The sequence below is a fragment of the Sphingobium sp. OAS761 genome, from assembly GCF_024168485.1.
Classification (GTDB): Bacteria; Pseudomonadota; Alphaproteobacteria; order Sphingomonadales; family Sphingomonadaceae; genus Sphingobium.
In genome coordinates this window covers 122,745-148,592 of sequence record NZ_JALJVY010000008.1, presented here as the reverse complement: position 1 = coordinate 148,592, position 25,848 = coordinate 122,745, and the positions used below count along the sequence as shown (strand labels likewise).

At 62.6% G+C, this 25,848-nt stretch carries 28 protein-coding genes; 9 read left to right on the top strand and 19 right to left on the bottom strand.

Annotation, left to right across the window (positions count from 1 at the left end):
* Positions 1 to 390: 390 nt before the first annotated feature.
* From J3E64_RS12420 to J3E64_RS12395, 6 genes are all read right to left on the bottom strand, one after another.
* Entirely contained in the window at positions 391 to 1,254 is an 864-nt protein-coding gene (locus tag J3E64_RS12420; protein WP_253343303.1) for an HNH endonuclease, read from the bottom strand.
* 3 nt (positions 1,255 to 1,257) lie between these two features.
* A complete protein-coding gene (locus J3E64_RS12415) occupies positions 1,258 to 2,799 on the bottom strand; it encodes an AAA family ATPase (protein ID WP_253343301.1) in 1,542 nt (513 codons plus the stop codon).
* Positions 2,800 to 3,032: 233 nt separating this feature from the next.
* Positions 3,033 to 4,172 carry a beta family protein gene (locus J3E64_RS12410; RefSeq protein WP_253343299.1) on the bottom strand — a complete coding sequence of 380 codons (1,140 nt, stop codon included), beginning with the start codon at positions 4,170 to 4,172 and terminating at the stop codon, positions 3,033 to 3,035.
* A complete protein-coding gene (locus J3E64_RS12405) occupies positions 4,169 to 5,485 on the bottom strand; it encodes an XRE family transcriptional regulator (protein ID WP_253343298.1) in 1,317 nt (438 codons plus the stop codon). Before J3E64_RS12405 ends, J3E64_RS12410 begins: the two co-directional genes overlap by 4 nt.
* Positions 5,486 to 5,880: 395 nt before the next feature.
* Complete coding sequence (locus J3E64_RS12400; RefSeq protein ID WP_253343296.1) at positions 5,881 to 6,168, bottom strand: type II toxin-antitoxin system RelE/ParE family toxin; 288 nt, start codon at positions 6,166 to 6,168, stop codon at positions 5,881 to 5,883.
* Entirely contained in the window at positions 6,165 to 6,470 is a 306-nt protein-coding gene (locus J3E64_RS12395; protein WP_253343294.1) for a type II toxin-antitoxin system RelB/DinJ family antitoxin, read from the bottom strand. Before J3E64_RS12395 ends, J3E64_RS12400 begins: the two co-directional genes overlap by 4 nt.
* Positions 6,471 to 7,019: 549 nt before the next feature.
* On the opposite strand from J3E64_RS12395, the gene J3E64_RS12390 reads away from it, so the two are divergent.
* Positions 7,020 to 7,235: an AlpA family transcriptional regulator gene (locus J3E64_RS12390; protein ID WP_021316615.1), complete on the top strand. Its 216-nt coding sequence runs from the start codon at positions 7,020 to 7,022 to the stop codon at positions 7,233 to 7,235.
* Positions 7,232 to 7,426 carry a helix-turn-helix domain-containing protein gene (locus J3E64_RS12385; protein ID WP_096060525.1) on the top strand — a complete coding sequence of 65 codons (195 nt, stop codon included), beginning with the start codon at positions 7,232 to 7,234 and terminating at the stop codon, positions 7,424 to 7,426. Before J3E64_RS12390 ends, J3E64_RS12385 begins: the two co-directional genes overlap by 4 nt.
* On the opposite strand, the gene J3E64_RS12380 is transcribed toward J3E64_RS12385, so the two are convergent.
* Positions 7,401 to 8,615 (bottom strand): site-specific integrase, encoded by a 1,215-nt coding sequence (locus J3E64_RS12380; protein ID WP_253343292.1) that lies wholly within the window; start codon positions 8,613 to 8,615, stop codon positions 7,401 to 7,403. The genes J3E64_RS12385 and J3E64_RS12380 overlap by 26 nt on opposite strands.
* A 313-nt stretch (positions 8,616 to 8,928) precedes the next feature.
* Between J3E64_RS12380 and J3E64_RS12375 the strand changes: the two genes are divergently transcribed.
* On the top strand, positions 8,929 to 10,152 hold the full coding sequence (locus tag J3E64_RS12375) for an NAD(P)/FAD-dependent oxidoreductase (RefSeq protein ID WP_253343290.1): 1,224 nt from the start codon (positions 8,929 to 8,931) through the stop codon (positions 10,150 to 10,152).
* Positions 10,153 to 10,169: 17 nt separating this feature from the next.
* Here J3E64_RS12375 and J3E64_RS12370 read toward each other — a convergent pair whose 3' ends face one another.
* Positions 10,170 to 10,712, bottom strand: coding sequence for a 2'-5' RNA ligase family protein (locus J3E64_RS12370; protein ID WP_253343288.1), 543 nt, complete (start codon positions 10,710 to 10,712; stop codon positions 10,170 to 10,172).
* Positions 10,713 to 10,814: 102 nt separating this feature from the next.
* On the opposite strand from J3E64_RS12370, the gene J3E64_RS12365 reads away from it, so the two are divergent.
* Positions 10,815 to 11,237, top strand: coding sequence for a sugar transporter (locus J3E64_RS12365; RefSeq protein WP_253343285.1), 423 nt, complete (start codon positions 10,815 to 10,817; stop codon positions 11,235 to 11,237).
* 3 nt (positions 11,238 to 11,240) lie between these two features.
* On the opposite strand, the gene mltG is transcribed toward J3E64_RS12365, so the two are convergent.
* The 3 genes from mltG to J3E64_RS12350 form a co-directional block, all read right to left on the bottom strand.
* Positions 11,241 to 12,212 (bottom strand): endolytic transglycosylase MltG, encoded by a 972-nt coding sequence (mltG, locus tag J3E64_RS12360; protein ID WP_253343430.1) that lies wholly within the window; start codon positions 12,210 to 12,212, stop codon positions 11,241 to 11,243.
* A 109-nt stretch (positions 12,213 to 12,321) separates the two neighbouring features.
* A complete protein-coding gene (fabF, locus tag J3E64_RS12355) occupies positions 12,322 to 13,581 on the bottom strand; it encodes a beta-ketoacyl-ACP synthase II (RefSeq protein WP_253343283.1) in 1,260 nt (419 codons plus the stop codon).
* A 177-nt stretch (positions 13,582 to 13,758) separates the two neighbouring features.
* Positions 13,759 to 13,992: an acyl carrier protein gene (locus J3E64_RS12350; protein ID WP_007689016.1), complete on the bottom strand. Its 234-nt coding sequence runs from the start codon at positions 13,990 to 13,992 to the stop codon at positions 13,759 to 13,761.
* Positions 13,993 to 14,211: 219 nt separating this feature from the next.
* Between J3E64_RS12350 and J3E64_RS12345 the strand changes: the two genes are divergently transcribed.
* Positions 14,212 to 15,447 carry a glycosyltransferase family 87 protein gene (locus tag J3E64_RS12345; RefSeq protein ID WP_253343281.1) on the top strand — a complete coding sequence of 412 codons (1,236 nt, stop codon included), beginning with the start codon at positions 14,212 to 14,214 and terminating at the stop codon, positions 15,445 to 15,447.
* Here the strand turns inward: J3E64_RS12345 and J3E64_RS12340 are convergent.
* Positions 15,416 to 15,889, bottom strand: a complete 474-nt coding sequence (locus J3E64_RS12340; protein ID WP_253343279.1) for a hypothetical protein — start codon at positions 15,887 to 15,889, stop codon at positions 15,416 to 15,418. The two genes, J3E64_RS12345 and J3E64_RS12340, sit on opposite strands and share 32 nt — an antisense overlap.
* Positions 15,890 to 16,040: 151 nt before the next feature.
* Between J3E64_RS12340 and J3E64_RS12335 the strand changes: the two genes are divergently transcribed.
* The 3 genes from J3E64_RS12335 (at position 16,041) to ahpF (ending at position 19,139) form a co-directional block, all read left to right on the top strand.
* Complete coding sequence (locus J3E64_RS12335; protein ID WP_253343277.1) at positions 16,041 to 16,670, top strand: TetR family transcriptional regulator C-terminal domain-containing protein; 630 nt, start codon at positions 16,041 to 16,043, stop codon at positions 16,668 to 16,670.
* 135 nt (positions 16,671 to 16,805) lie between these two features.
* Complete coding sequence (gene ahpC, locus J3E64_RS12330; protein WP_253343275.1) at positions 16,806 to 17,369, top strand: alkyl hydroperoxide reductase subunit C; 564 nt, start codon at positions 16,806 to 16,808, stop codon at positions 17,367 to 17,369.
* Between the two features lie 189 nt (positions 17,370 to 17,558).
* Positions 17,559 to 19,139 (top strand): alkyl hydroperoxide reductase subunit F, encoded by a 1,581-nt coding sequence (gene ahpF, locus J3E64_RS12325; RefSeq protein ID WP_253343273.1) that lies wholly within the window; start codon positions 17,559 to 17,561, stop codon positions 19,137 to 19,139.
* A gap of 14 nt (positions 19,140 to 19,153) precedes the next feature.
* Here ahpF and J3E64_RS12320 read toward each other — a convergent pair whose 3' ends face one another.
* The 6 genes from J3E64_RS12320 to glmM form a co-directional block, all read right to left on the bottom strand.
* The gene (locus J3E64_RS12320) at positions 19,154 to 20,458 is read right to left on the bottom strand and encodes an MFS transporter (RefSeq protein ID WP_253343271.1); all 1,305 of its coding nucleotides are present in this window, start codon (positions 20,456 to 20,458) and stop codon (positions 19,154 to 19,156) included.
* 38 nt (positions 20,459 to 20,496) lie between these two features.
* Positions 20,497 to 21,144 carry a L,D-transpeptidase family protein gene (locus J3E64_RS12315; RefSeq protein WP_253343269.1) on the bottom strand — a complete coding sequence of 216 codons (648 nt, stop codon included), beginning with the start codon at positions 21,142 to 21,144 and terminating at the stop codon, positions 20,497 to 20,499.
* 84 nt (positions 21,145 to 21,228) lie between these two features.
* Positions 21,229 to 21,828, bottom strand: a complete 600-nt coding sequence (locus J3E64_RS12310; RefSeq protein ID WP_253343267.1) for a ribonuclease HII — start codon at positions 21,826 to 21,828, stop codon at positions 21,229 to 21,231.
* Positions 21,821 to 22,582, bottom strand: coding sequence for a bifunctional hydroxymethylpyrimidine kinase/phosphomethylpyrimidine kinase (thiD, locus tag J3E64_RS12305; protein ID WP_253343265.1), 762 nt, complete (start codon positions 22,580 to 22,582; stop codon positions 21,821 to 21,823). The genes J3E64_RS12310 and thiD overlap by 8 nt, the downstream gene beginning before the upstream one ends.
* Positions 22,579 to 22,803, bottom strand: a complete 225-nt coding sequence (locus J3E64_RS12300; protein ID WP_253343263.1) for a DUF1272 domain-containing protein — start codon at positions 22,801 to 22,803, stop codon at positions 22,579 to 22,581. The genes thiD and J3E64_RS12300 overlap by 4 nt, the downstream gene beginning before the upstream one ends.
* On the bottom strand, positions 22,803 to 24,143 hold the full coding sequence (glmM, locus tag J3E64_RS12295; protein WP_253343261.1) for a phosphoglucosamine mutase: 1,341 nt from the start codon (positions 24,141 to 24,143) through the stop codon (positions 22,803 to 22,805). The genes J3E64_RS12300 and glmM overlap by 1 nt, the downstream gene beginning before the upstream one ends.
* Before the next feature lie 96 nt (positions 24,144 to 24,239).
* On the opposite strand from glmM, the gene J3E64_RS12290 reads away from it, so the two are divergent.
* Positions 24,240 to 25,619, top strand: a complete 1,380-nt coding sequence (locus tag J3E64_RS12290) for a sodium:alanine symporter family protein (protein ID WP_253343429.1) — start codon at positions 24,240 to 24,242, stop codon at positions 25,617 to 25,619.
* A gap of 33 nt (positions 25,620 to 25,652) precedes the next feature.
* On the opposite strand, the gene J3E64_RS12285 is transcribed toward J3E64_RS12290, so the two are convergent.
* The gene (locus J3E64_RS12285) at positions 25,653 to 25,835 is read right to left on the bottom strand and encodes a CsbD family protein (RefSeq protein ID WP_253343259.1); all 183 of its coding nucleotides are present in this window, start codon (positions 25,833 to 25,835) and stop codon (positions 25,653 to 25,655) included.
* Between the last annotated feature and the right edge of the window lie 13 nt (positions 25,836 to 25,848).

The following is a 25,848-nucleotide window of genomic DNA, read 5'->3' as shown; positions in this document are numbered from 1 at the left end:
CGCCGCGAGAACGAGCAGGGTAAGGCTGGCTAGGTGTCATTCCGCCCTCACCAAAACCCGAAACGGTGATTGCCGGACACCCGGTAATGGTCAGTTCCGTTGCAGAGATTTATGGACAACCGCGAACGTCTGAGGTTTATCGCCAAAAATCTCTGACAGGCGGCAATGCGCCAGAATCAGCCGTTCAACCGGAAGCTGCATGTTCCCGAAACCTGCCGTTTCGTCAGGCAGCTATGGGCGATGGTGGGAACGACTGACATTGAAACATTTCTGCGGTTCCTGATTGGCATACAGAACGTCAGGCTTTTCATCAGGCGACGTTCAGCATTTGCTCGACCAGCATGGCAACGTCTAAAAAGGCCGCTAGCAATCTATCCGTTTTTCCGAATATCAATGCGGATGCGCACAGAACCAATTATCTTTGGCAAGCGATGAGAACATCACTCTGCGCCAGTTGTTCACGGGTAGGCTCATATTCTCGCTCTTTTCCCGCAGATAGTCCGAGTATTCTTGCGGATTAAAGCCATGTAGCGTCGTTCTCCGGGTGTCGATCGTTTCCGGCAGGTCTGCTCCAGCTTCTACAGCAAACCGTTCCGCTAGGCCATATTGTGTAAAATGAGCAGCTACGCGGTTCCTTTCAGCCGGGGACCAGTGACCCGGTGGCGAGACGTAATATTCGATGACGGGCGGGGCGCCTGCGATAACCCGAGCGGCAACCCATTGCTCATTGAAAAACTTCGCATCGTCGAAATAGGGATGGAGCGTCTGTCCATCGAGCGTTGCTGAAAAGGCGTCAAGCTTCTCAGTGTTGCAATCGCGACAGCACGGAATCAAGTTTCCGGGCATTACGGAATAAAGCGGGAAATTCGCTTTCGGAACATAATGATCGAGCGTGCGCACATGCCCGATATCGCCGCACAGGGGGCACTTGCCGTTGGCCGTGATTTTGAGCTGGTCATAAAGCCGACGTGCTGGCTTCTCCTTTGGGACGAAGTACTGGGTATAGAGCTGGGTTAGGTCTGACTTCCGCAAGTTCCCATGAATGACAGGATCGCCAGCGCCACTTGCAATGCGGGGGAAGCTATAAAGCATCGCAGCCTGCGCATTCACTTGAAACGCCGCCTCTATTGCAACCGCGTTCGGATTTGTGATCTGTGCCCGATAGTGAGCCTGAGTGGTCGCACTCCCGATCCCATTTGTGGCTTCGGTCAGGGCGGTGCAGAAATCGATGGTCGGAGCGGGCAAGCGGCGCATAGTCTATTGCTTGCCTCGTCCGTGCATGAGCGCCTTGAGAATGGCGCGCCCCTCAAATCCGACCTGCTGCTTGAAAGCGTCAAGCGCTTGCTCGTAGGTCGGAGCTTGCTCCGCCTCCTTGGCGAGCAAGGCGTTGAACCCCGACTTGGCTACCTCCAGACCAAATACGTCGCGCGTCAGGAGGCCGACATTTTCACCGAAAGTCTCGCTCTCCGGACGAGATGACGAAGATGCCAGCCCCACGCGATTAATCTTCCAAACACAGGATTTGGGTATCTCCTGTAGAACCACCGGCGAGTGCGTTGCAATGATTGCCACTGCATTGCGATCGTATAGCAACTCGCTGAGGCTTCGGACCAAAGCTGACAATAGCGGCGGATGCAGATGGCTCTCCGGCTCATCGAAGAGAACTAGCGTTTTCTCCTCGAGACGCGCAACTAGTTTGGTAATCGTCAGCAGTACGATCGCATGCCCCGAACTCATGCGTTTCTGTAGGGAAAGCGCAGTCTGCTTCCGCGCGTCGCCGTCTAGGTCGCTCAATCGTGCGAGGTTCATGTCTGCGAAATTATCATCGCTTTCCAGCGTCTGGATCGCGGAAAGCCAACGCCGTCGCTTGCCTACCTCACTCAAGCAAATGTCTAAGCTCTCGACGAACTCTCCATAGAGGTCATTGAGCGATTTAAGCAGCGCGCCGTCCTGATCGGCGTAGTCTTTCAAGCCGATATAAAAGTAGCATGTTCCTACGGTGGGGTCGGGCTGCTCGTCTGGCGGATTGAATGGATCAAAGGCGCTGAATGAGATTGATACGACGCTGCTAAAATAGCTCGGGCCTATCGGCTGAAACTCGATCCCCCAATGGTCTTCGGCTTCAAACCGCGCGCCATCGGTTGCGCCGGTGGCGACCGACCGAATCATTTCGTTCAACAGGGTTGTCTTACCTACACCATTGCGGCCGATCAGCGCGTGGATGTTGGTACTCGGCCTTGAATGGGCAGAAACCTTAAAAGGGAGCTGGTAGCCGGCGCGATTAGATCGGGGGTCAAGTGTGAAACGGAAATCGTAATCAGTAACCGGAGCATGGCCCGCCAGAATGCGCCGAAACTGGCCTTCCAACGAATTAATGCTCAGGGATCGCAAATGAGAGGTCTTGAAGACTCTTTCGTCTGCGGCAAGCTGAAGTGCGGCATCATCAAATACAACATCACGCAGGCCGATCAGAAATGCCTGACGATAGTCTTCGGTGAACTCGTCTCGCACTTTGACATAGTAATCGGCGTCCACACCCGCAGAGAAATATCCCTCAGGGAGCTTTCCGAACGGCTCGGATATCGTCGTGTATGTTGAAACAGATTCTTCCTGTCCTTTGAATCCGATTTTCACGTTGGTCAGGTCATGGCGAACGCCCTGCTCGTCAAAAGCGAACACCTCAAACATCGTGACAAACGAATAGTCATTCCAATGATCTACGCGGAGGAAAACGGCGTTCTGGGCGCTCGACGGTGGCGAGCTGCTCCGCGAAATGACGTGAAAGTTGATCACAGGCATTGCCAAGCTACCCACAATATCATGGTTTCGGACCAATCCAAACTCGCCGTCAGTCTAGCGAGCGTGTTCGACTTCGCCAGCGCGCGAACGCAAGGTGATGCGTCAGGCCGCGTATTCGCCATTCGCCGAATCGCCAGGTTGAAGCATCTCACACCGGAGGGGCTCGTTCCAGCGTCGCAGGCTAATAGTCTATAGCCTTTCAAAGCGAGGGGCGGGATTGACCCCAAACTGACTTAGGCAAACAGGGTTTGCTGTTCGCCAAGTTCAGAAATTGCTCTTTTCTTGAAGATTATTCCCCTGACGGCACCAATGTCGGTGATAACCCGCGTGATGTGGTGGGTCGTGTTAATGGCTCTCCAATTTTTGGCGTTGCCGGGTCCGGTCAAGCCTCTGGAGTTCAGGAAAATATGATCGTCGGCCGAGGAAAACTCCCGGCCCGCGAACTTGCCGCTTGCAACGATGCTCATGCAAACGGCCCGCATGTTTTCCTCGTGTGTGCCGATGTCCAGACCACGCTGCACATACCATGCGTCGGTGGTTGTATAGCGATAATGACGGATTGCCCGTCCGCCCTTTCCACCGAATTTAATCTCCGCGCAGTCGGCGGCATAGTCGCCGAAGAGCATATGTTCAGCCGTCTGCGGATCAAGCTTTACCGCGCGCCGCCATGCGATCCACTCATTACGCGGCACCTGATAATAGCCACCCGGTTCCGCAGGATTTCTCTTAGGATAGTTCGTTCCTTGAAAGACGATCTGCTTCCACATTGCGGAAGCGGTTAGTAGATCGAGCACACCAGCGATAACATCAGCGACGAATTCCGGTTGCGTGAAGTCAGCCTTACTAAAATCAGCTGTGACCAGGCACTGGGTCGGACTGAGACCAATCGTTGCCAGCTTATCAATGACGCGGTTCAGCACTTCAACGTCAACAAGGTCATCATACGGTATCACGATGCCGAGCTTGATGGCGCTGGGATGGTTTGCCGCTGCCCTGAAAGCTCCAACATTGTCGTCAAGAAGATCGCTCGTCAGCACAAGGGGAATGGCTCGCACATTGCGATTCCATGCGCTCTCAAACATCTTCGGAAGCCAAAGACCGGATCGCGACCTTTCAAACTCATCCATAAGATAAGTGGATTCGATCAGGACATCCCGCTGTGGCCATGTGGCGGCCAAGGCCTTCGCGATGTCCGGCTGTGACTCTGTTTCAAAAAGCGCAGCCTGAAGTTCATCATCCCGCTCTTCAGGAGGCGGAACAATCATTCGGGGAAGCGTCCGGTCGGCGATATCGGGAGCCAGAGCGCTAAGACCCACAAGTTCGCCCGCCTTCATGCGCAGAGCGGGATCATACCAGACATTTTTACCAGTCATGCGTCTTCCTTCTCTGCGTTATTCAGCAGCTGATTCTGCGCCAGCCCGCGCCCCAGTTTATTTGAGAAGATCGAGTAGTCTTTTCGCTCCATCCTGATCCGGCCAAAAATAATGGCAGGGTGAATTTTAAGTTTATGCGCCAGCTTCTCAATCGGTTCGCTGGATTTTGCAATACGTGCCGGTGAGCGAGTCCAGATATGCTCAGGAATAAGCAAATTTCCGGCAAACTCGTTCGCCTCCGCTTCAAAACCATCGATCCCATCGGAGTACATCGATGCATCCTCATCAAAAAAACCGGCGGAGAGGCCCGTTCTGTAGTGGAGAATTACATGTGCAACCTCATGCAGGAGCGTAAACCAGAAATTGTCCAGCGTGTTTGTGCGCAGGGTCAGGCCGATCACCGGAATATCGTCAGCGAGAAACGCCGCACCATCTAATTTCATGCCAGCGATCTGCGGCTCCGCCATCAGGATGATCCCATGTTCAAGCAGTAATGCCTGCGCCAGTTTCGGGCCGTCCTCACGCTGGCTCAGCTGAACGAGGTCCACCAGCCATGATACATCTATGGGGCGATACCGGAGCTTCATCTTCTCGATGACCTTCTCGGCACGGCGTGTCACTTCCGCCTTCCATGACAGAACGGACCAGTCATCCTTGTGGCTGATGACACCGAGCCCAGTCCTCAACAGCGATGGCGTGCCGTAGCGCGTTACATGATCATTGATATAGCGGAACAGCGTCGCCGATCCGTTGTCATCAGATGTGATTTTCCCTTCGAACCAGCCTTTGGCCCGCGCGTGCCGGATCACCTTGTTCAGGTCTGCTGGCGTGACATCATAAGACAGACCCCATTTCTCTGTGAGGGGAGTTCCCTCCTGCATTCGCCATGTTACGCCAAGCGCCTGCGCGACCTTCTGATAATTTTGCAGGGTGATGGTACGATACTTTTCAGCCTCCCAGCGCTGAATAGCCTGCTCTTTCAGACCAAGTTTCCGCGCAAGTTCCTTCTGCGTCAGATTGCGGGCAATGCGGGCGGCAATCAGAAACGCGCCGGGGTCGTTGCCCGCCTGCTCCTTCAGTAGGGCAAAGTCGCCATTCTTCGTGTTCTGATAGGCAAGCAGCAAGGCCGCTAGCTCCCGACGCTCCGTTGCGAGGGTTCGTCGCACGCCCTCAATCACTTCCTGCGGGAGCCCCTGAACCAGCGACCGCAGAACCTGCTCGGAAGACAGCGCCTTATCGATGTCTTCCAAAGTCTGCTCGTAGTCGCGTGCCTGCCGGTCGTTAGAGACCAGATTCCCGTTTGCCATGATCATAAAAGAACACATCTTATGTGTTGTGTCAATGTTAACGCTCGCTGCCAAAATCACCCCCGCTGAGCACGGGCGGGCGCACTAGCTCAATGCCCCGCAGCCTGTCGCTGACTCGACTCAAAGTCTCTATTTGTATGAAAACTTCGCCATGGCCTCCGGACGCGCTCTAGACGCTGAAGCGTCCGGACCTTCTTCTCCGACCGCTGTTAACTCAAGCGCAAGCTGCCTTTGTGTCGCCGTCACGCATTACCCTCCGCACCGTATGCTTCGACTCGATGTACTCCAGGCTATAAAGGGGACCGTCCGCTTATCGGATTTGACGTCACTAAGCTCCCAGTCCGCCACCAGCCATCGTTCACCAACTGTGGGTATCTGGCAACTTACTCCGGCTCGAACTCCTAGGTAAGGTCGTGGGGCCACATGCGCGCACCATGGATTACGCGAAGGACGCGCACGGTATCCCCGATGATCTGGTAAGGTGCGATATAGGGCGTGCGCAAGATCACCAATTCGCGCGTGCCTTCGATCCGGTCCAGACGCCCACTGTTCGGGAAATCTTTGAGGCGCTGGGCCGCTACCTCGATGCGATCATCAACATCGGCGGCGGCTTGAGGGTTATCCTCTGCAATCCAGATGAATATCGCCAGACGGTCGGTCGTTGCGCGATTGGACCAAGCGAGTTTCATTGCACCGGCTTGATGCCCTTTCGCGCGTTCGCACGGAGCTCAGCAAACCGCGCGGAAACCTCGGCGTCTTCAATGTCGGGCCGATCATCGTCCAGCGCCTCCTGCACTCGCGCCCGGAACCACTGGTCATAGGCTTGCCGCTCTACCAGCAGTTCCATGGGGGCAACGCCCTCGCGCGCGGTGCGAGTCAGAAGGATGCGCACCGCGTCTGATACCGTAAGCCCCATCCGCTCGAACACGGCGGAGGCGCGGTCCTTTACGTCCGAATCGATGCGGGTCTGAATAAGGGCATTGTTGGCCATGGGATCACTCCTCCAGCTAATATGTAATTCAATCGCATGACAATTGCCATCGGGAAACCGCAAAGCCTTTGGTGCGAGTGCCACCAGAATGTGCAAATCGGCACTGAAGTGCCGAAAGCGGCAGTATAGTGCCTACTTTAGGAACTTCATTTCCTATCCACTTGCACTCTCGGAAAAACCGAGACAGCTTATGCACCGGAGGCATAGCACAAGACGGCTTGGCGGGTCGTCAACAAGAGGTCCGCCATGGCGTGCGACTCGAACAGGTCGATTGCTATCATTGCACGGGCGAAGCGCCCGCTGCTTGCCCTTGCAAGGCACCACCCCGCTCGCTCCCGGCAAAAGGCGACCGCAGCTTGCCGCCTGGGGCCACCGATGATCCGCTATCGCCGCCGCCTGCGCGAAATCTCCGCCGATCCCCGATATTTGCCGCCGTAGGCCCGCCATAGCCCTATGCGCGCCGATTGCCCCTTGCGGGCTGAGGGACGGCCCGCATTGTTCAACTCTCATGGGGGAAAGGCATAACTGGCGCATGTATGGAATAAGTCGATGTCCAACACCGATCGTATCATTCGATTGAAGACCGTTCTGGCCCGCACCGGGCTTTCCCGTTCCACCCTTTACCGCAAGATCGCGGACGGGACGTTTCCCGCTCAAATCAGAATCAGCGTTCATGGCGCTGGCTGGCGGGAGTCGTCCGTCGAACGCTGGATGGCCGATCCTGTCAGCTATCGCGAGGAACGGGCCGGGAGCCATGCCCAATGACCGCGCTCCCGCCCCCCGATCCGATCTGCGTCCGCGTCAATGAAGCGGCGCGCATGATCGGCGTCGGTCGCACGAAGCTCTATGAACTGATCGCAGCTGGCGAGGTTGAAACGGTGAAGCTCGGCAAGGCAACCCGTATCACCACCGCCAGCCTGCACGATTTGGTCAGGCGGCAACGCGGAGCGCTTTAGGGACGGACGCCGTTGCAGTGGCGTCCGTCCCCTTGCCATTCTGTGTCTCTGTGCGGTCGAGATATTCGGCCCAACGCGCCATGAGGCTGCGCCGCTTGTCGAAAAAGTCGGTGCGGCGATAGGCGGCTTCAACCTTGTTGGGCAGCTTGTGCGCCAGTGCCTTGTCGGCAACTTCCTTCGGTAAGCGCGTCCGTTCGGCTACCCAATCGGTAAAGGATGAACGAAAGCCATGGACCGTAATTCCTGCGATTCCATCATCTCGCAACAGCTTGGTCATGGTTACATCGCTGATCGGCTTCTCGCCATTATGTGAGAACACGAGCCCGGTGTCGCTGGTGCGCTCGTTCCAACGCTTGCGCAGCAGCGCAACGACAGGCGCGGAGAGCGGTACGATATGGGCTTCCCGCGCCTTCATGCGCTCGCCGGGAATGCTCCAGATGCCATTATCAAGGTCGAACTCGGACCACACCGCAAAGCGCGTCTCATTCGACCGCACAGCGTTGTAGATGGTAAAACGCAAGGCATCGCGCCCAGTTGTGGGCGAAGCTCCCGCAAGCTTCTGCATGAGCGCCGGGACTTCGGCATAGGGCATGGCTTCCATATGACCGCGCTTGTCGTTCTGGCGGGGAAGGCCTTTCCGAACGGAGCGGAGTGATACTTCCTCCGGCACCCATCCCTTGACGTGCGCAAAATCCAGAACGACGCTGATGCGCTGGAGGATGCGGCGGGCGGTTTCCGGTATTTCGAGCCAGATTGGCGCAAGCGCCTCGACCACGCAGGCGCTGTCCACTTGGTCTACCGGCTTGTTGCCGATTTTAGGGAAGACGTGCTTTTCGAAGCTGGACAGCCACTTCGCATGATGCCCACCTTTCCAGCCTTCACGCAGCGTCTCATGACAAATTCGAGTCGCGGCTTCGAAGTTGGGCACGATCTTTCGCGCCTTCCGACGCTCGGCGACTGGATCGAAGCCCTCTCGAACACGGCGGCGTAACGCTGTTGCTGCTTCGCGTGCCTCGGCTAGCGATACGTCCAACGCTGATCCCAGCCCGTAGTCACGGCGTTGCCCGTTTCTCTGCATTCGCAGAACCCATGTCCGCGCCCCGCTCTCCTTCACGAGCAGGCAAAGACCTCTGCTATCGGTATGCCGGCCAGGCTTCGCGTTCTTCACTTTCAAGGTTGTCAGCGCCATCGGGTTTGGTTCCCTGTTAGGGAATTTTTCGCCTCGGTTCCCACATTATGAGGCCAAAAATCGTCCCACTTTCGTTCCCACATTTCGATGTGGATTCAGGCAAATGAGGGCGACCGACCGCGAACATACTGCAATATAAATCGCTGATTTTACAGTGGACTTGGGGACGCCCTGAACCTGCCTGATACGAAAGTTTTAGCGCCTCCTCCGCTACCATTGCACAAAGCCCGAAGATCAATATCGCCCTTGCCTCACCGGGCAAAGACCGCCAATGAGCGCGCAAAGGGGACGAGGACAAGGGGAATGCGGTCCAATGAACTATGATGTGCTGATCGTTGGCGCGGGGCATGCCGGAGCGCAGGCGGCGATTTCGCTGCGACAACTGGGGTTCGAGGGCAGCATCGGCATGATCGGCGACGAGAAGGACCCGCCCTACGAGCGCCCGCCCCTGTCCAAGGAATATTTCGCGGGCGACAAGAGCTTCGACCGCATCCTGATCCGTCCCGCCGCCTTCTGGGGAGAGCGCAAGGTCGACATGCTTCTGGGCAAGCGCGTCAAGAGCGTGGACCCTCAGGGCAAGTTCGTGACGGTGGGCGACCAGGAAATCAGCTATGGCAGGATGATCTGGTGCACCGGCGGCAGCCCGCGCATGCTGACATGCAACGGCGCGGACGCGCAGAACGTCCATGCGGTGCGCCGCCGCGACGATGTCGACGCGATGATGGCCAAGCTGGACAGCATCAGCCATGTAACGGTGATCGGCGGCGGCTATATCGGGCTGGAAGCGGCGGCCGTCCTCAGCAAGTTCGGCAAGAAGGTGGTGCTGATCGAGGCGCTGGACCGCGTGCTGGCACGGGTCGCGGGCGAAGAATTGTCGCGGTTCTACGAGGCCGAGCATCGCGCCCACGGCGTCGACCTGCGGACCGGCGCCAAGATGGATTGCATCGAGGTGACGGACGGCAAGGCAAGTGCCGTGCTGATGGCCGACGGCGAGCGGATCGAGACCGACATGGTGATCGTGGGCATCGGCATCGTGCCCGAAACCGGCCCGCTGATCGCGGCGGGCGCGGCCGGCGGCAACGGCGTCGACGTCGACGAATATTGCCGCACTTCGCTGCCCGACATCTATGCCGTGGGCGATTGCGCGGCGCACAGCAACCGCTTTGCCGGCGGCGCGACGATGCGGCTGGAATCGGTGCAGAACGCAAACGACCAGGCCAAGACTGCCGTCGCGCATATCATGGGCAAGGAAGACGCCTATGACGCGGTGCCCTGGTTCTGGTCCAACCAATATGACCTGAAGCTGCAGACCGTCGGCCTGTCGATCGGCCATGACAAGACGATCCTGCGGGGCGATCCGGCGACCCGCAGCTTCTCCGTCCTCTACATGAAGGGCGGCAAGGTGATCGCGCTCGATTGCGTCAACGCGGTCAAGGATTATGTGCAGGGGCGCGCCCATGTGCTGTCCGGCGCGCTGCTGGACCAGGCGCAACTGGCCGACGCGTCGGTGCCGCTGAAGGAAGTCGGGCTGGCCTGACCGCGGCGCATGGCGTCCTAGCCCCGGAACATCGCTTTCATCGCCAGGTCCCAGGGACCATCGCGATAATGCCAGGCGGCAAGGCCCGCGATGGCGAACGGACGCGGGCAAAAGTCGGCGCGCAGACGAGCCGCCAGCGCCTTCGCCGTCGCGGGCGCCACCTTGTTCTGCACGGTGACATGCAGGCGCGGGCGGGCCCGATCCTGCGGGGTCAGCAGACCGGCGAAGGCATCCGCGAGATCGTCGCGCATGTGCAGGAGGTCGGGGCTGTCGATACGATAGGCGACGCCCCGGCCGAGCAGCATCACGTCGGCGAGGCGCGCGGCGGGGCGCGGCCCCGCACACAGGCGCCGCAGACGCGCCGCCACCTCTTCCAGCGCCGATGGCGGCAGATGGTGGAACAGGGTGATGTGGGCCGGCAGGACATTGCGTTCGGGCGGGAAATGGGCCTGCCGCAGGCCGTTCGCCCAGGCGAAGTCTGCCGCCCCCATCAGCGCCGTCACGATGACCGGTGCCCCGTCGGACCGGGGATGCGGATTGTCCGATTTTGCACCGGTCATGGCAGGGAGACGCTATCGTAACGATTGCGAGAGGTATAGAATGAAGATCGGGCGGCGCGGGCCCGACCGTGCTGCCACCCCCCTTGGGAGAGGAGGACAGTTATGACTGCGCCACGCACCCTTTTGATCATCGGCATCGTCCTGTTGTTGTGGAATCTGACGGGAGTCGCCGCCTTCGTCATGCAATATGGGGCCGATCTGGACGAGCTTGCCAGGACTGACCCGGTCACCGCGCATGCGTTCGCCACCATGCCCGCCTGGCTTTGGGGCGTCTATGCCGTCGCGGTGGGGGCCGGCACGGCCGGTGCAATCATGCTGCTGATGAAGAAAGCGGCGGCGGCCAGCCTGTTCCTCGTTTCGCTGATCGCCGTGCTGGTTCAGTTCGGCTACACGCTGCTGGGCACGGACCTGATCGCGCAGAAAGGGGTGGCGGCAGCGGCGGCATTTCCTGCGGTGATCATCCTGATCGCTTTGTTCCAGCTGCTCTACGCCCGCACCCTGGTCGGCAAGGGAGTGCTGCGCTGACGATCAGAGTTCGCCGCGCGCGCGGCGGATTTCGAACCATTTGCGCACATTCTCATTATGCTGCTGGTACGTGTCGGCGAATATATGGCCGCCCTTCCCGTCGGCGACGAAATAGAGCGCGTTGGTTTTTGCCGGGTGCAGCACCGCCAGGATGGACAGTTGCCCGGGGTTGGCGATCGGCCCCTTGGGCAGGCCGACCATCGCGTAGGTATTATAGTCGTTGACCGCCGCGATTTCCGACTTGCGGATGCGCCGGCCCAGCGGCTTGCCCCGGGTGATGGGGTAGATGATGGTCGGGTCAGCCTGAAGCATCATGTTCTTGCGCAGACGGTTGGCATATACGCCGGCGACCGTCGGCCGTTCCCTGGGGACGGCGGTCTCCTTTTCGACGATGCTGGCGAGGATGATCGCTTCGCGCGGGGTCTTGACCACCAGATCGGGCGCGCGTTCGGCCCACAGCTTCTTGACCAGCCCGTCCATCGCCGCCTGCATCCGCCCGAGAACTGCGGCGCGCGGCTCGCCCTTGTCGAAGGCATAGCTGTCGGGCAGGACGCTGCCTTCCTCCGGCACCTTGATGTCGCCGGTCAGTTCGTCATTCGCCATGAGGCGTTCGTAGACGAGGATGGAGGGCATCCCCTCCGGGATCGTGACCAGCCGGGTCAGCGTCTTGCCGCCCTGGAGGATGCGCAGAATGTCCTTGTTGCTGGCGCCGGCCGGGATCCGGAACTCGCCCGCCTTGATGGGCGTCCCGCCGCCAAAGACCTTCGCCCGGGTGAGGAACGCATCGGCCGAGCGCACCGCCCCCGATTGCTTGAGCAGCACGGCGGCATCCGAGAGTGTGGCGCCTTCCGGCACGACCACGCTGATGTCCCGGGGCGCCGGACCGTCTTCGGTCCAGCCATGGACAAAGCGGAACGCGATGAAGGCGGCGACCGCCAGGCCAACCAGAAGGATGACGCAGCCCAGGCTGCGCAACGGACTGGAGCGGGATCGCCGGGCCATAAGGATCAACGCACGCCGTCATGGCGGGCGCGGCAGGCCGATCCGGGGATCGCCGCGCCGCGCCCACGATGACGATGCACCTTCAGATCGCCTTCATGATGAGCGAGGCGTTGGTGCCGCCGAAGCCGAACGAATTGTTCAGCACCGCGCGCACCTTGCGTTCCTTGGCGACATGGGGGACCAGGTCCACGCCCTTGCAGCTTTCGCTCGGTTCGTCGAGGTTAAGCGTCGGCGGCACGATCTGGTCGCGCATGGCGAGGATGCAGAAAATGCTTTCCACCGCGCCCGCGCCGCCCAGCAGATGGCCGATGGCCGATTTGGTGGACGACATCGACATGGTCGAAAGATTGTCGCCGAACAGCCGCTTTACCGCGCCCAGTTCCAGTTCGTCGCCGAGCGGGGTCGAGGTGCCGTGCGCGTTCACATAGTCGATGTCCTCAAGGTTGAGGCCCGACTTCCTGAGCGCCATTTCCATCGAGCGATAGCCGCCATTGCCCTCCGGATGCGGGGCGGTGACGTGGTAGGCATCGCCCGACAGGCCGTAGCCGATGACTTCGGCATAGATTTTCGCGCCGCGCTTCTTCGCGCGCTCATATTCCTCCAGCACGACCACACCGGCGCCTTCGCCCATGACGAAGCCGTCGCGGTTGATGTCGTAGGGACGCGATGCCTTTTCCGGCGTGTCGTTGAAAGCGGTGGACAGCGCGCGCGCCTGGGCGAAGCCGGCGATGCCGATGGGGCAGATCGCGCTTTCCGCGCCCCCCGCGAGCATCACGTCGGCATCGTCCATCGCGATCATGCGCGCGGCGTCGCCGATCGAGTGGGCGCCGGTGGAGCAGGCGGTGACGACCGCATGGTTCGGCCCCATGAGGCCGTATTTGATGGAGACCTGGCCCGAGATCAGGTTGATCAGGCGGCCATGGACGAAGTGCGGCGACACGCGGCCCGGCCCCTTGTTGGCGAGAACCAGCGATTCGCTTTCGATGCCCGGCAAGCCGCCGATGCCCGAACCGATCGAGCAGCCGGCACGCAACCTTTCCTCCTCCGTCATATTGTCGAGGCCCGCGTCGCGCAGCGCCTGGCTGGCGGCGGAAATGCCGAAGACGATGAAGGGATCTACCTGCCGCTGGATCTTGTGATCGACATCGATCCCGGCGTCATAACCATATTCATGATCCTTGGGCTTCACCTCGCAGGCGATGCGGCACTTATAGTCGGTCGCATCGAACCGCGTGATCGTTGCCGCGCCCGATCTGGAAGCGATGATGTTCTTCCAGCTGGTTTCCACATCCCCGCCCAGCGGGCTCACCATGCCAAGGCCGGTTACGACGACACGACGCATATCCTAGCTCCGAAATTTCTTATGGACTTTATGCCGCCCATGTAGCCACCAAAAGCATGCTTGTGAACGGCACGCCAGATAAGAAAAGGCTCCTCGCGCGCGGCCGGTGCCGGACAGGAGGAGCCGTTTCCTGACAAAAAGCGCGGCCCTGCCCAACAGGCGGGGCCGGAAAGCGCCTTATTGCTTGCTGTCGATATAGTCGATGGCATCCTTGACGGTGGCGATCTTTTCCGCCGCATCGTCCGGAATTTCGACGCCGAATTCTTCTTCGAACGCCATCACCAGCTCAACGATGTCCAGGCTGTCGGCGCCCAGATCGTCGATGAAGCTGGCGTCCTCGGTCACCTTCTCGGCTTCGACGCCCAGATGCTCGACGACGATTTTCTTTACGCGATCCGCGGTCTCACTCATGAGTGGTCCTTCTTGACAGGTATCGTTGATGGTTCTGAACAACTGTTAAGGCAATGCCCTAGAGCCAAGCCCCGATAGAGGCAAGAGGCAAGGGAGCCAAGCCCAAATCTGTGCGCTCAGGCGCCGGCTGGCCGCGCCAAGCGTGGTCACATAGGGCACACACCGACGCAATAACGCGCTGTTTACCAAAATTTCAGCCGCTTCTGCGAGGGGTGTCGCATGACGAGCCTGGCCGCAACCGACCGCTTCATCACCCGCGCCCGCGTGCGCGTGGCGGCCTGGTGCGTGCTGGCATCGACCCTGATCGGCCTGATGGCCCTGTTCGTGACCGCCCATGGCACGGTGGATTCGCTGGGACGGCCGCTGGGCACGGATTTTTCCAATGTATGGACCGCCGGGCTGATGGCGGATCAGGGGCGCGCGGCGGACGCCTGGGACTGGCCGACGCACCACGAGGTACAGAAGCAGGTCCACCACGATCCCGACATTCCCTTTTACGGGTGGCATTATCCCCCGCCTTTCCTGATCATCGCCGGGTTGCTGGCGCAATTCCCCTATGTCGCGGGCCTGCTGATCTGGCAGGGACTGACGCTGGCCCTGGCACTGGCGCTGGTCCGCCACATCCTGCCCGATCATCCCGACGCCATGCTGGTCGCGCTGGGCGCACCGGTGGTGCTGGTGTGCCTGGGCCATGGACAAAATGCGTTCCTGACGGCGAGCCTGCTGGGCGCCGGCATGATGCTGCTCGACCGCCGGCCCTGGGTGGCGGGAATGCTGCTGGGTGCACTGGTCTACAAGCCGCAATTTGCCGTCCTCATCCCGGTGCTGATCCTGGCGCGGGGAAACAGGCGGGCTTTCGTCGCGGCAGCCCTGACGAGCGCGGGACTGTGCGTCCTGACATGGCTGATCTGGGGCTGGGCGGTCTGGCAGGCCTTTTTCGAGTCCCTGCCCCTGACCCGCCACATCATCATCGAGGCCGGCGCGACCGGGTGGGAGAAGATCCAGAGCCCCTTCGCCACCATCCGCCAATGGGGGGGCTCCATCCCTTTCGCCTATGCGGTGCAGGGCGTGGTGACGGCGGCGGCGATCCTGACCGCCGCACTGGTAGCGCGGCGCGGGTCCACCGAAGTGCGCAGCGCCGCGGCGCTAAGCGCAGCGCTGCTGTGCACGCCCTATGTGCTGGATTATGACTATGTGCTGTTGGGAATGGCGGTCGCCTGCATGACGGCCGACTGCCTGCGCCGGGGCCTGCTGCGCTGGGAACCGACCTGGCTCGCCTACGCCTGGGCTGCCCCGCTGTTCGGCCGCGCCGTGTCGGAGACGGTCCATTTCCCGATGAACCTGATCGCCGCGATCGCCCTGCTGGCGCTGGCGGCACGCCGCACCGTCCTGGCCGACGGCGCGCTGACGCGCCCCGCCAGCCTTATCGGCAATAGCCTTCCTTCCCGGAAATGACGATCAGGCAATCCTGCTTGCCCGCCAGATATTTGAACCCGGTCCGATCGCCGCTGCCGGGCCGGATCGTCAGATCCTTCCCGTCGCGGGTGAAGCGGATCGCTCCGTCCACCGCCATGCCCTCATAATCCGCCTGCCGGTCGAGATTGTCCCGGTTGGTGATCGCATAATGGCCCGACTGCCCGTCCGGCGACGGCTGGATGTCGAGGAAAAGCCCTTCCGGCCCGGTCCAGCGGCCGACCCAGTCGTCGGTCGGCAGGCGCGAGTCCGCCACGTTCGCGACGGGCGTCATCGCATCGGCGTCATCGACATTCTCCACCGTCGCGACATTGCCCGCAGTGCCGGCAGCGTTGCCGTTTTCGGCGGGTGCCCCGCATCCTGCCAGCAACGCCGAACAGGCAAGCGCACCTGCGCCCAATATCTTTCCGAAACCGAACGGCATCCGTCTTCTCCTTTGTCGCCGGTGGCATGTCGTTGGTGGAAAAACCATCCAGGGCCGCCTTCGATCCCTGATCGGGAGAGGACCGCGCCTTGCCAGCGCCACCTTTCGGGGCCAAAGGCACTTTGAAACAAAAGTGACAAGGAAGCGCAGAATGGCGAAACCAGCGCCCCCCGCCCGTCCCCGCGCCAGGTTCGTCCGGGAAACGCCGGACGTTCGTCGCCAGACCCTGATCAACGCGACCGCCCGCTGCCTGGCGGAAAAGGGCGCGGGCGGCACGTCGGTGCGCGCGATCTGCGCGCGGGCGGGCGTATCGTCCGGGCTGCTGACCCATTATTTCGACGGCGTGGATGCGCTGATCGCCGCGACCTATGCGGACGTCGGGGCCAAGGTGTCGACCGCGATCAGCGCCGCCATCGACGCGGCCGGCAACGATCCGAAAGCACGGCTGCGCGCGTGCCTGCTCGCCAATTTCCGACCGCCGATCCTGGATCCCGACCTGCTGGCGACGTGGATCGCCTTCTGGAGCCTGATCAAGACCGATCCCCGGATGGCGGCGATCCACACCGACGTCTATGGCGAAACGCGGACGCAATTGGAGGACCTGCTGCGCCGCGCCGCGCCGGCCATGACGGAGGCCCAGGTCCGAGTCGCCGCGATCAGCCTGACCGCCCTGGTCGACGGATTGTGGCTGGAACTGTGCCTGGACCGGTCGACCTTCACGCCCTTGGAAGCGCAGGACATGGTGGAAGAGGCGATGAATCAGGCCCTTATCGAAAATTGAGACGATCGATCATTGAATGAAATACTGATCGTTTTTCTCAATCACGCCGTCCGAGAAAACCAATTTCCCCCCGGGCGCTCCAATCCCTACATAGGCTGAGCAACAGCAACACCTATCAAAGGAACTGGATAGCCCATGGCTCTTATCAACTCCTCGCTTCAGCCCTTCAAGGCCACCGCCTTCAAGGAAGGCAAGTTCGTCGACGTGACCGACGCCGACGTCAAGGGCAAATGGGCCGTCTTCTTCTTCTATCCGGCCGACTTTACTTTCGTCTGCCCGACCGAACTGGAAGACCTGGCCGACATCTACCCGACCTTGCAGGGCATGGGCGTGGAAGTCTATTCGGTTTCGACCGACACGCATTTCTGCCACAAGGCCTGGCACGACACATCGCCCGCGATCGGCAAGATCAACTATTATATGCTGGGCGACCAGAACCACGACATTTCCAACCAGTTCGGCGTGCTGCGTCCGGGCGTCGGCCTGGCCGATCGCGCAACCTTCGTGCTCGATCCCGAGGGCGTGATCCAGCTGGTCGAGATCACCCCCGAGGGCGTGGGCCGCAACGCGGCCGAGCTGCTGCGCAAGATCAAGGCCGCGCAATATTGGGCCAGCCATCCGGGCGAAGTGTGCCCGGCCAAGTGGGAAGAGGGTGAAAAGACCCTGGCCCCCTCGCTCGACCTCGTCGGCAAGATCTAAGCGCTTCGGCGCCGCTCAAGCTTCGCCGGGTCGCCTCTTTCGGGGAACCCGGCGGACCTTCGGGCACTCTATTACCGATAACCATATATACTCACAGGGGTCTTTGGGTCGCACCATCCCCTGGGACGGGCCGTCGTCAGCCGAGAAGACCGGCGGCGGTCCGCCTTCATGCAACGGAGCCAGACGGATATGTTGGACGCAAATCTTCAGGGACAGCTGAAAAGCTATCTGGCGAACATCACCCAGCCGATCGAGTTGGTGGCGTCGCTGGATGAAGGCGCGAAGTCCCGCGAACTGGGCGAACTGCTCGACGAAATCGCCGCCCTGTCGGACAAGGTCAGCGTGACCGCCGGCAGCGACAAGCGCGTACCGAGCTTCATGATCCGCCGCGTGGGCACCGACATTGGCGTGACGTTCGCCGGGCTGCCCATGGGCCATGAATTCACGTCGCTGGTGCTGGCGCTGCTTCAGGTCGGCGGACACCCGTCGAAGGCGGCGCAGGACCTGATCCAGCAGATCAAGGACCTGGACGGCGATTTCGCATTCGAAACCTATTTTTCGCTGTCGTGCCAGAACTGCCCCGACGTGGTGCAGGCGCTGAACCTGATGAGCGTGCTCAACCCCCGCATCCGCCACGTCGCCATCGACGGCGCGCTGTTCAAGGAGGAAGTGGACGCCCGCAAGGTGATGGCGGTGCCGACCGTGTTCCTGAACGGCGAGCCGTTCGCCAGCGGGCGCATGGAACTGGAACAGATCGTCGCGAAGATCGACAGCGGCGCGGAGGCCCGGGCGGCCGAAAAGATCAGGGCCCAGGACCCGTTCGAGGTACTGGTGGTCGGCGGCGGCCCGGCCGGCGCGGCGGCGGCCATCTATGCCGCGCGCAAGGGCATCCGCACCGGCGTCGCGGCAGAAAGGTTCGGCGGTCAGGTGCTGGACACGATGGACATCGAGAATTTCATCTCGGTGAGCCGGACCGAAGGCCCCAAGCTGGCGTCGGCGCTGGAGGCGCACGTCAAGGATTACGACGTCGAGATCATGAACCTGCAAAAGGCGGCGAAGCTGATCCCGGCGCGGACCGAGGGCGGCTATCATGAGGTCGTGCTGGAAAATGGCGCGTCGTTGAAGGGGCGCACGCTGATCCTGTCCACCGGCGCACGCTGGCGGCAGATGGGGGTTCCGGGCGAGGACGAGTATCGCAACAAGGGCGTTGCCTATTGCCCGCACTGCGACGGGCCGCTGTTCAAGGGCAAGCGCGTGGCGGTGATCGGCGGCGGCAACAGCGGCGTCGAGGCGGCGATCGACCTGGCCGGCATCGTGGCGCATGTGACGCTGATCGAATATGACAGCCAGTTGCGCGCCGACGCCGTGCTCCAGCGCAAGCTGGCCAGCCTGCCCAACGTCAAGATCATCACGTCCGCGCTGACCACCAGGGTGGACGGCAATGGCGAGAAGGTCACGGCCCTGAGCTACAAGGACCGCAACAGCGGCGAGGAGCATGATGTCGAACTGGAAGGCATATTCGTCCAGATCGGCCTGGTGCCCAACACCGAATGGCTGAAGGATGCGGTGGCGCTGTCGCCCCGCGGCGAGATAGAGATCGACGCGCGCGGCGAAACCAGCGTGCCGGGCGTGTTCGCCGCGGGCGATTGCACGACGGTGCCCTACAAGCAGATCGTCATCGCCATGGGCGCGGGATCGACGGCGGCCCTGTCCGCCTTCGACTATCTGATCCGCCTGCCCGCCAGCGAGGAAACGGCGCAGGCCGCCTGATCGCCATCGGGACGCTAATGCAGAGGGGCCGGCCCGGCGGTGGGCCGGCCTTTTTTCAGTGGCGCGGTTTCCGGCAGCGTCAGGAACAGCGGCAGGACGCAGAGTGCGACCAGAGCGATCATCGCACCGGGGACCGGCGCCCAGCCGGTGCGTTCAAGCAGCAGATGCGCGGCAAGCGGCGTCAATCCGCCGAAGATCGCAGTGGCGCTGGTGGCGCCAAATGCCAGGCCGCTCAGGCGCCCTTCGCCCGGAAATTGCTCTGCCGTGGCGACCGCGCCGACCGCACTGACCGCCCCACCCAGCCCGGCAAGGAGCGCGGCCCCCGCCAGCGCCACCCACAGACCGCCCCGCGCCATCAGCAAAAAGAGGAGCGCGGGAAAGAGGAGCCCGGCAAGCGCGAGCACCGTCAGCACGGGGCGCCGTCCCACCCGGTCGGACAATATGCCCACCAGCGGCGTCACAGCGATCACCACGATGGCGGCGGCGGTCGAGAGCCAGAGCGCCTGCGCTTCCCCCATGGCGCCGACGCTGGTCAGGAAGCTGGGAACATAGGTGATGCCGACATAATAAGTGATCGACCCGAGCGCCGAAATGGCAAAGCCCCGCCCGATGGCGGCGCGATGATGGACGAGACTGTGGCGCAGCGGCCGTTCGGGCACGCTGCCGTCCGACCGCTGACGCAGAAAATCGGGAGATTCCTCGATGCGGGAGCGCGCCAGCAGAATGAGCGCCGCCATTCCGGCGCCCACGAAGAAAGGCACGCGCCATCCCCAGCTTTCCAGCGCGGACGTGTCCAGTAACGCGACCGTCGCGGCCGACAGGGCGACCGCGAGCAGGCCGCCTACCTCGCTGGCGGCGGAGGCGAGCGAGGTGACGAAGCCGCGCCGTCCGGGCACCGCCCCTTCCAGCAGATAGGCCACGACGCCGGTATATTCGCCCCCGACCGAGAAGGCCATGACGCAGCGCAGGGCCAGCAGCGCCCAGCCCGCCGCCGGTCCCGCCTGCGCATGGGTGGGCAGCAGCGCGGTGGCCAGCATCGCCAGCGTCATGAGCGCCATCGACAGGAGCATCGTCAGCCGCCGGCCATGGCGGTCGCCGATATGGCCGAAAAAGACCGCGCCGAGCGGCCGCATCAGATAAGCGATGGCGAAACCGGCCAGCGTTTCGCCCAGCGCCGCCGCCCCGCCGCCGAAAAAGACGCGGGACAGCACGGTCGCGAAATAGAGGTAGAGGGTGAAGTCATACCATTCGACGATGGTCGACAACGCCGCGATGCCGATGGATCGACGCGACATGGCGGGACCCGGCTGGTCGGTCATCAATGCTCCCTGCCGCAAGGGGTAAACCGGGAAATGCGTCAGTGCCCCGCGCGCATGGCGAAGACGGACTCGTCGATTTCCAGCCGCGGCGCCCCGCGCATGGGCGTGAAGCGCGCCGGCGCCGGGTTCGTTCCGGCCGGGTCCGTGCCGAAGGTGACGACCGTGCTGCCCGGGTCGGCGACGACCAGCGGGTCGAGCGCCAGCGCCACGCTGAGCCGCGCGGGGGCGACCTGAACCAGCGTGCCGAGCTTCGTCATGGCGAACAGTTGCCGGGCGAAGGCATAAGGCAGCCGGATGCAGCCATGGCTGGCGGGATAGCCCGGATTATGCCCGGCATGCAGGGCGATGCCGTCCCAGGTCAGCCGCTGCATGAAGGGCATGGGCGCATTGCTGTAGAGGTTGGAGCGGTGCCACTTGTTCTTTTGCAGGATGGGATATTCCCCGGTCGGCGTCCGGTGCCCCTTCATGCCGGTCGACACGGACGCCATGCCGATCAGCCGGTCGCCGCTGTAGACGTGGATCATCTGCTTTTCGATGCTGATCACCATGTAGACGGCACCGCCCGGCGGCGCACCCGCCAGCCAGCGATAGGCGCCCGGCGCCAGCGGGGCCGCATCAGCCTGCGCCCGGACGGCGGCGGATGGCAGGGACAGGAGGGCCAGAAGCGTCAGAAAGGGCCGGATCATAAGCCTTTCTTAACCATCTCCCGCCCGAGCGCCACCCCGGCCTGTCGTGGTTCGTCGCATCGCAAGGTCCCGACCTGGGACAGGTCAGAGCAGGGTCAGTTGCGCCACTGGCGCGAAGCTGCGCCGGTGGAGCGGCGTCGGGCCATGCGCGCGAAGGGCCGCCAAATGCTGCGCGCTGCCATAGCCCTTGTTGCTTTCCCAGCCATAATGCGGGTGTTCGACGGCCGCCGCCACCATCATGCGGTCGCGCTCCTCCTTGGCCAGGATCGAGGCCGCGGCGATGGACAGGCACTTGGCATCGCCCTCCACGATCGCGGTCGAGGCCCAGCGCCATTGCGGGCACCGGTTCCCGTCCACCAGCACATGCGCACAGTCATGGGCCAGCGCCTCGACCGCGCGCGTCATCGCCAGCATCGTCGCCCAGAGGATGTTGATCTCGTCGATTTCCGCGACGGTCGCCATGCCGATGCCCCAGCACAGGGCGCGGGCCTTGATCTCCGTTTCCAGCGCGGCGCGCTTCTTCGCACTGAGTTGCTTGGAGTCGTTGAGGCCGTCCGGGCAATCTTCGGCGCGCAGGATGACGGCGGCCGCGACCACGGGACCGGCCAGCGGCCCCCTGCCCGCTTCGTCCACGCCGGCGACAAGGCCGGGATGATGGCGCTTTTCATGCGAGAAGTCAGGCATGGGCGTGAAATCCGAAGGGCGCGCCCATCGGCCCATGACCGTCGCCGAAGCCGGGCGCGAGGGTCAGCGCCTCCCGCACATATTTGCGCCCGCATTCGATCGCTTCGACAAGGTCGCGCCCCTGCCCAAGGCCGGTAGCGATCGCGCTGGCCAATGTGCACCCCGTGCCGTGGGTATGCGGTGTGTCGATGCGTGCGTTGCTCCACGCCTTTGCCAGGCCGCCCGGCGCGATCAGCCGGTCGGTCAGCATCGGCCCGTCGCCATGGCCGCCCTTTGCCAGCACATGGGTGCCAAAGCGGATCGCGATCTCATCCCCGCCCAATGCGGCGAGTTCGGGGATGTTGGGCGTAACCAGCGTGGCGATGGCCATCAACCGTTCGAACGCGGCGATAGTGGCGTCGTCGGCCAGCGACGAACCGCTGGTGGCGACCATGACGGGATCGAAGACGATAGGGATATTGTCCAGCGTCGCCAGCCGGTCGGCGACCGCGGCGGCGGTTTGCGCGCTGCCGATCATGCCGATCTTGACCGCATCGACACCGATGTCGGCGATGCAGCTTTCCATCTGCGCGAGCACCATATCGGTCGGCACCGGATGCACGGCCTGCACGCCCAGCGTATTCTGCGCGGTTATCGCGGTGATGGCCGTCATGCCAAAGCCGCCCAGCAGCGTCACGGTCTTGAGGTCGGCCTGGATGCCGGCGCCGCCGCCGCTGTCGGACCCGGCAATGATGAGGATGCGGGCAGGCTTCATGCCCTGAAATGCCGCACCGTCGAGGCGGGATTGCCGGCCAGCGCCTTCCCCGTGCGGGTCGGGCGGTCCATCAATTCGCCGCCGCAATTGGGGCAGCGGTCGTCCAGCGCCTCGGCGCAGGACGCGCAGAAGGTGCATTCGAAGGAGCAGATGAACGCACCCGGCGCATCGGCGTGCAGGTCGACGCCGCAGCGTTCGCAATCCGGGCGCATGTCGAGCATCAGGCGGCCGCCTTTTCGACAGCGGCGCAGATGCGCTCCACGACATCCCTGACCTGATCCTCACGGTCGCCCTCGGCCATCACGCGGATGACGGGTTCCGTGCCGGACGGGCGGATGACGAGGCGACCCGAGCCGTTCAGTTCCGCCTCCGCCTGCGCAATGACGCGCTTCACATCGTCATGGTCGAGCGGCTTGCCGCCGGAAAATCGGACATTCTTCAGAAGTTGCGGGACGGGATCGAACTGATGCAGCGTCTCGCTGGCCGGCTTGCCCGAGCGGACCAGCGCGGCCAGCACCTGAAGTGCCGCCACGGTGCCGTCGCCGGTGGTGGCGTAATCGGACAGGATCATGTGGCCGGACTGTTCGCCGCCGACATTGAATCCGCCTTCGCGCATCCGTTCCAGCACATAGCGGTCGCCGACCTTGGTGCGTTCCAGCGCGATGCCCTTTTCCCCCAGGAAGCGTTCGAGGCCGAGATTGGACATGACCGTCGCGACCAGTCCGCCGCCGCGCAGCAACCCGTCGCGCGCGAAACTGGCGGCGATCAGCGCCATGATCTGGTCGCCGTCGACGATTTGCCCCTGTTCGTCCACCACGATCAGCCGGTCGGCATCGCCGTCAAGCGCGATCCCGATGTCCGCGCCGGACGAAACCACCGTTTCCTGGAGCAGCAGCGGCGCGGTCGAACCGCAACCGTCGTTGATGTTGGTGCCGTTGGGGGTGACGCCGATGGCGACGACGGTGGCGCCCAGTTCCCAGAGGGCGGACGGCGCGACCTGATAGGCGGCGCCATTGGCGCAATCGACCACGATCTTGAGCCCGTCGAGCCGCAGATCGGCAGGGAAGCTGGACTTGACCGCGTGGATGTAGCGGCCGCGCGCATCCTCCACCCGGCGGGCGCGGCCGATATCCTTCGACGGGGCGAGCGCGATGTCCTGCGACAGCAGCGCCTCAATCTTCATCTCATCCGCGTCGGACAGCTTGTATCCGTCCGGCCCGAACAGCTTGATGCCGTTGTCGAAATAGGGATTGTGGCTGGCCGAGATCATGACGCCGAGGTCCGCGCGCATCGAATGGGCGAGCAACGCGACCGCGGGCGTCGGGATGGGGCCGAACTGCACCACGTCCATGCCGACCGCCGTGAAGCCCGCGACCAGCGCATTTTCGACCATATAGCCCGACAGGCGCGTATCCTTGCCGATGACGACGCGGTGGCGGTGGCTGCCGCGGAGGAAGTGCGTGCCGGCCGCCATGCCGACCTTCATCGCCAGGTCGGCCGTCATCGGCCATTGGTTGGTGCGGCCGCGAATGCCGTCGGTGCCGAAATATTGTCTGCTCACGCTGGTCCTCGCCTGTGTCGGCCGCAAGAATATGGGTTCCCCCGCCCATAGCAATCTTTGATCGACATTCCAGCCGCACGGCGGCAATCGGACATGATGGAAAATTTCAACAGCGCAGTCGACGCGCTTTCCGCCGCCGTCTTTTTCAAAATTCCGCTGTTCGGCGCGCAGATCGAACTGATCGTGCTGTATCTGGCAGTGCCGATGCTGTTCTTCACCCTGTGGCTGGGCTTTCCCAACGTCACCCAGGTCGGGCGCGCGATGCGCATATTGCGCACCCAGCCGCGCGCGGACGAGGCGAAGGGCGACGTCAGCCAATGGGGGGCGCTGTCCACCGCGCTGTCGGGCACGATCGGCCTGGGCAATATCGCCGGGGTCGCGGTGGCGCTGACGATGGGCGGACCGGGCGCGATATTATGGATGTTCGTCATCGGCTGGTTCGCGATGACGGTGAAGATGGCCGAGGTGACGCTGGGCCTGAAATATCGCGTGTTCGATTCCCAGGGGCATGTGCATGGCGGCCCGATGTATGTGCTCAAAGCCGTGGGCGCGGCGCGCGGATGGCCGGTCGCGGGTGCGATACTGGGCGGGTTCTACGCCTTTTTCGCGCTGTTCGGCGCCATCCCCATGGTGCAGGTCAACCAGAGTTTCGCGCAGGTGCAGGTCGTGACCGGCATGACCAACGGCTGGGCCTACGGCATATTCCTGGCAGGCGCGGTGGCGCTGGTGACGCTGGGCGGCGCGGCCTGGCTGGGCGAGGTGGCCAAGCGGCTGACGCCGCTGAAGGTCGCGGTCTACCTGATCGGCGTCGCGGCCATATTGATCCTGCATTTCGACCGGATACCGGCGGCGCTGGCGCTGATCTGGCAGGGAGCATGGTCGGGCGACGCGGCGACCAGCGGCGCCGTCGGTGCGTTCGTCGCGGGCATGCGGCGCGCCGTCTTTGCCAGCGAGGCGGGCGTGGGATCGGCGGTGATGGCGCATAGCCTGGCACGGGCGCGGCATCCCGTGTCGGAGGGGTTGGTGGCGCTGCTGGAACCGCTGCTGGGCACGATGATCGTGTGCGCGCTGGGCGGACTGGCGCTGGTGGTCGCGGGCACATGGACCGGCGGGCTGGAAGGCATCGCCATCACATCCGCCGCCTTCGCCCAGGTGTCGCCCTGGTTCCCGTGGCTCCTGGCGGTGGTGGTGTTCCTGTTCGCCTATTCGACGCTGGTGGCGTGGGGATTTTACGGGCTTCAGGCCTGGGGATATCTGTTCGGCAACGGCCCCCGGGCGCAATGGACCTACAAGATACTCTATGTCGTCGCGCTGCCGCCCGCCGCCGCGATCGACCTGGGGCGGGTCGTCGGCATCGTGGATTCCAGCTTTTTCCTGATGGCGGTTCCCAACGTCATCGCGCTGTATCTGTGCGCGGGAGAATTGCGCAGGGATGTCGGCGCCTATCTGGCCCAAAAGGAAAACCCCGCCGGATAAGGGCGGGGTTTCCATCATCGCACAGTCGCGGCGTCAGATCTTGTCGCCGAGCGCGCCCTTCACCGAACCGGCGATATCCTGCGCCGTACCCTTGGCCTTCTGGCTCGCGCCCTCGGCCTTCAGCTTCGGGTCGTTGTTGGCCTCACCGGCCGATTCCTTGGCCGAACCGATCGCCTTGTTGGCGGCAGCCTTCACCTTGTCGATCATTTCACCCATGGTCAGTCTCCTG

Bases quoted from the DNA above. Each gene is read 5' to 3' on its own strand.
- J3E64_RS12420 (WP_253343303.1), bottom strand. From the start codon at position 1,254: ATGCGCCGCTTGCCCGCTCCGACCATCGATTTCTGCACCGCCCTGACC.
- J3E64_RS12415 (WP_253343301.1), bottom strand. From the start codon at position 2,799: ATGCCTGTGATCAACTTTCACGTCATTTCGCGGAGCAGCTCGCCACCG.
- J3E64_RS12410 (WP_253343299.1), bottom strand. From the start codon at position 4,172: ATGACTGGTAAAAATGTCTGGTATGATCCCGCTCTGCGCATGAAGGCG.
- J3E64_RS12405 (WP_253343298.1), bottom strand. From the start codon at position 5,485: ATGATCATGGCAAACGGGAATCTGGTCTCTAACGACCGGCAGGCACGC.
- J3E64_RS12400 (WP_253343296.1), bottom strand. From the start codon at position 6,168: ATGAAACTCGCTTGGTCCAATCGCGCAACGACCGACCGTCTGGCGATA.
- J3E64_RS12395 (WP_253343294.1), bottom strand. From the start codon at position 6,470: ATGGCCAACAATGCCCTTATTCAGACCCGCATCGATTCGGACGTAAAG.
- J3E64_RS12390 (WP_021316615.1), top strand. From the start codon at position 7,020: ATGTCCAACACCGATCGTATCATTCGATTGAAGACCGTTCTGGCCCGC.
- J3E64_RS12385 (WP_096060525.1), top strand. From the start codon at position 7,232: ATGACCGCGCTCCCGCCCCCCGATCCGATCTGCGTCCGCGTCAATGAA.
- J3E64_RS12380 (WP_253343292.1), bottom strand. From the start codon at position 8,615: ATGGCGCTGACAACCTTGAAAGTGAAGAACGCGAAGCCTGGCCGGCAT.
- J3E64_RS12375 (WP_253343290.1), top strand. From the start codon at position 8,929: ATGAACTATGATGTGCTGATCGTTGGCGCGGGGCATGCCGGAGCGCAG.
- J3E64_RS12370 (WP_253343288.1), bottom strand. From the start codon at position 10,712: ATGACCGGTGCAAAATCGGACAATCCGCATCCCCGGTCCGACGGGGCA.
- J3E64_RS12365 (WP_253343285.1), top strand. From the start codon at position 10,815: ATGACTGCGCCACGCACCCTTTTGATCATCGGCATCGTCCTGTTGTTG.
- fabF (WP_253343283.1), bottom strand. From the start codon at position 13,581: ATGCGTCGTGTCGTCGTAACCGGCCTTGGCATGGTGAGCCCGCTGGGC.
- J3E64_RS12350 (WP_007689016.1), bottom strand. From the start codon at position 13,992: ATGAGTGAGACCGCGGATCGCGTAAAGAAAATCGTCGTCGAGCATCTG.
- J3E64_RS12345 (WP_253343281.1), top strand. From the start codon at position 14,212: ATGACGAGCCTGGCCGCAACCGACCGCTTCATCACCCGCGCCCGCGTG.
- J3E64_RS12340 (WP_253343279.1), bottom strand. From the start codon at position 15,889: ATGCCGTTCGGTTTCGGAAAGATATTGGGCGCAGGTGCGCTTGCCTGT.
- J3E64_RS12335 (WP_253343277.1), top strand. From the start codon at position 16,041: ATGGCGAAACCAGCGCCCCCCGCCCGTCCCCGCGCCAGGTTCGTCCGG.
- ahpC (WP_253343275.1), top strand. From the start codon at position 16,806: ATGGCTCTTATCAACTCCTCGCTTCAGCCCTTCAAGGCCACCGCCTTC.
- ahpF (WP_253343273.1), top strand. From the start codon at position 17,559: ATGTTGGACGCAAATCTTCAGGGACAGCTGAAAAGCTATCTGGCGAAC.
- J3E64_RS12320 (WP_253343271.1), bottom strand. From the start codon at position 20,458: ATGACCGACCAGCCGGGTCCCGCCATGTCGCGTCGATCCATCGGCATC.
- J3E64_RS12315 (WP_253343269.1), bottom strand. From the start codon at position 21,144: ATGATCCGGCCCTTTCTGACGCTTCTGGCCCTCCTGTCCCTGCCATCC.
- J3E64_RS12310 (WP_253343267.1), bottom strand. From the start codon at position 21,828: ATGCCTGACTTCTCGCATGAAAAGCGCCATCATCCCGGCCTTGTCGCC.
- thiD (WP_253343265.1), bottom strand. From the start codon at position 22,582: ATGAAGCCTGCCCGCATCCTCATCATTGCCGGGTCCGACAGCGGCGGC.
- J3E64_RS12300 (WP_253343263.1), bottom strand. From the start codon at position 22,803: ATGCTCGACATGCGCCCGGATTGCGAACGCTGCGGCGTCGACCTGCAC.
- J3E64_RS12290 (WP_253343429.1), top strand. From the start codon at position 24,240: ATGGAAAATTTCAACAGCGCAGTCGACGCGCTTTCCGCCGCCGTCTTT.
- J3E64_RS12285 (WP_253343259.1), bottom strand. From the start codon at position 25,835: ATGGGTGAAATGATCGACAAGGTGAAGGCTGCCGCCAACAAGGCGATC.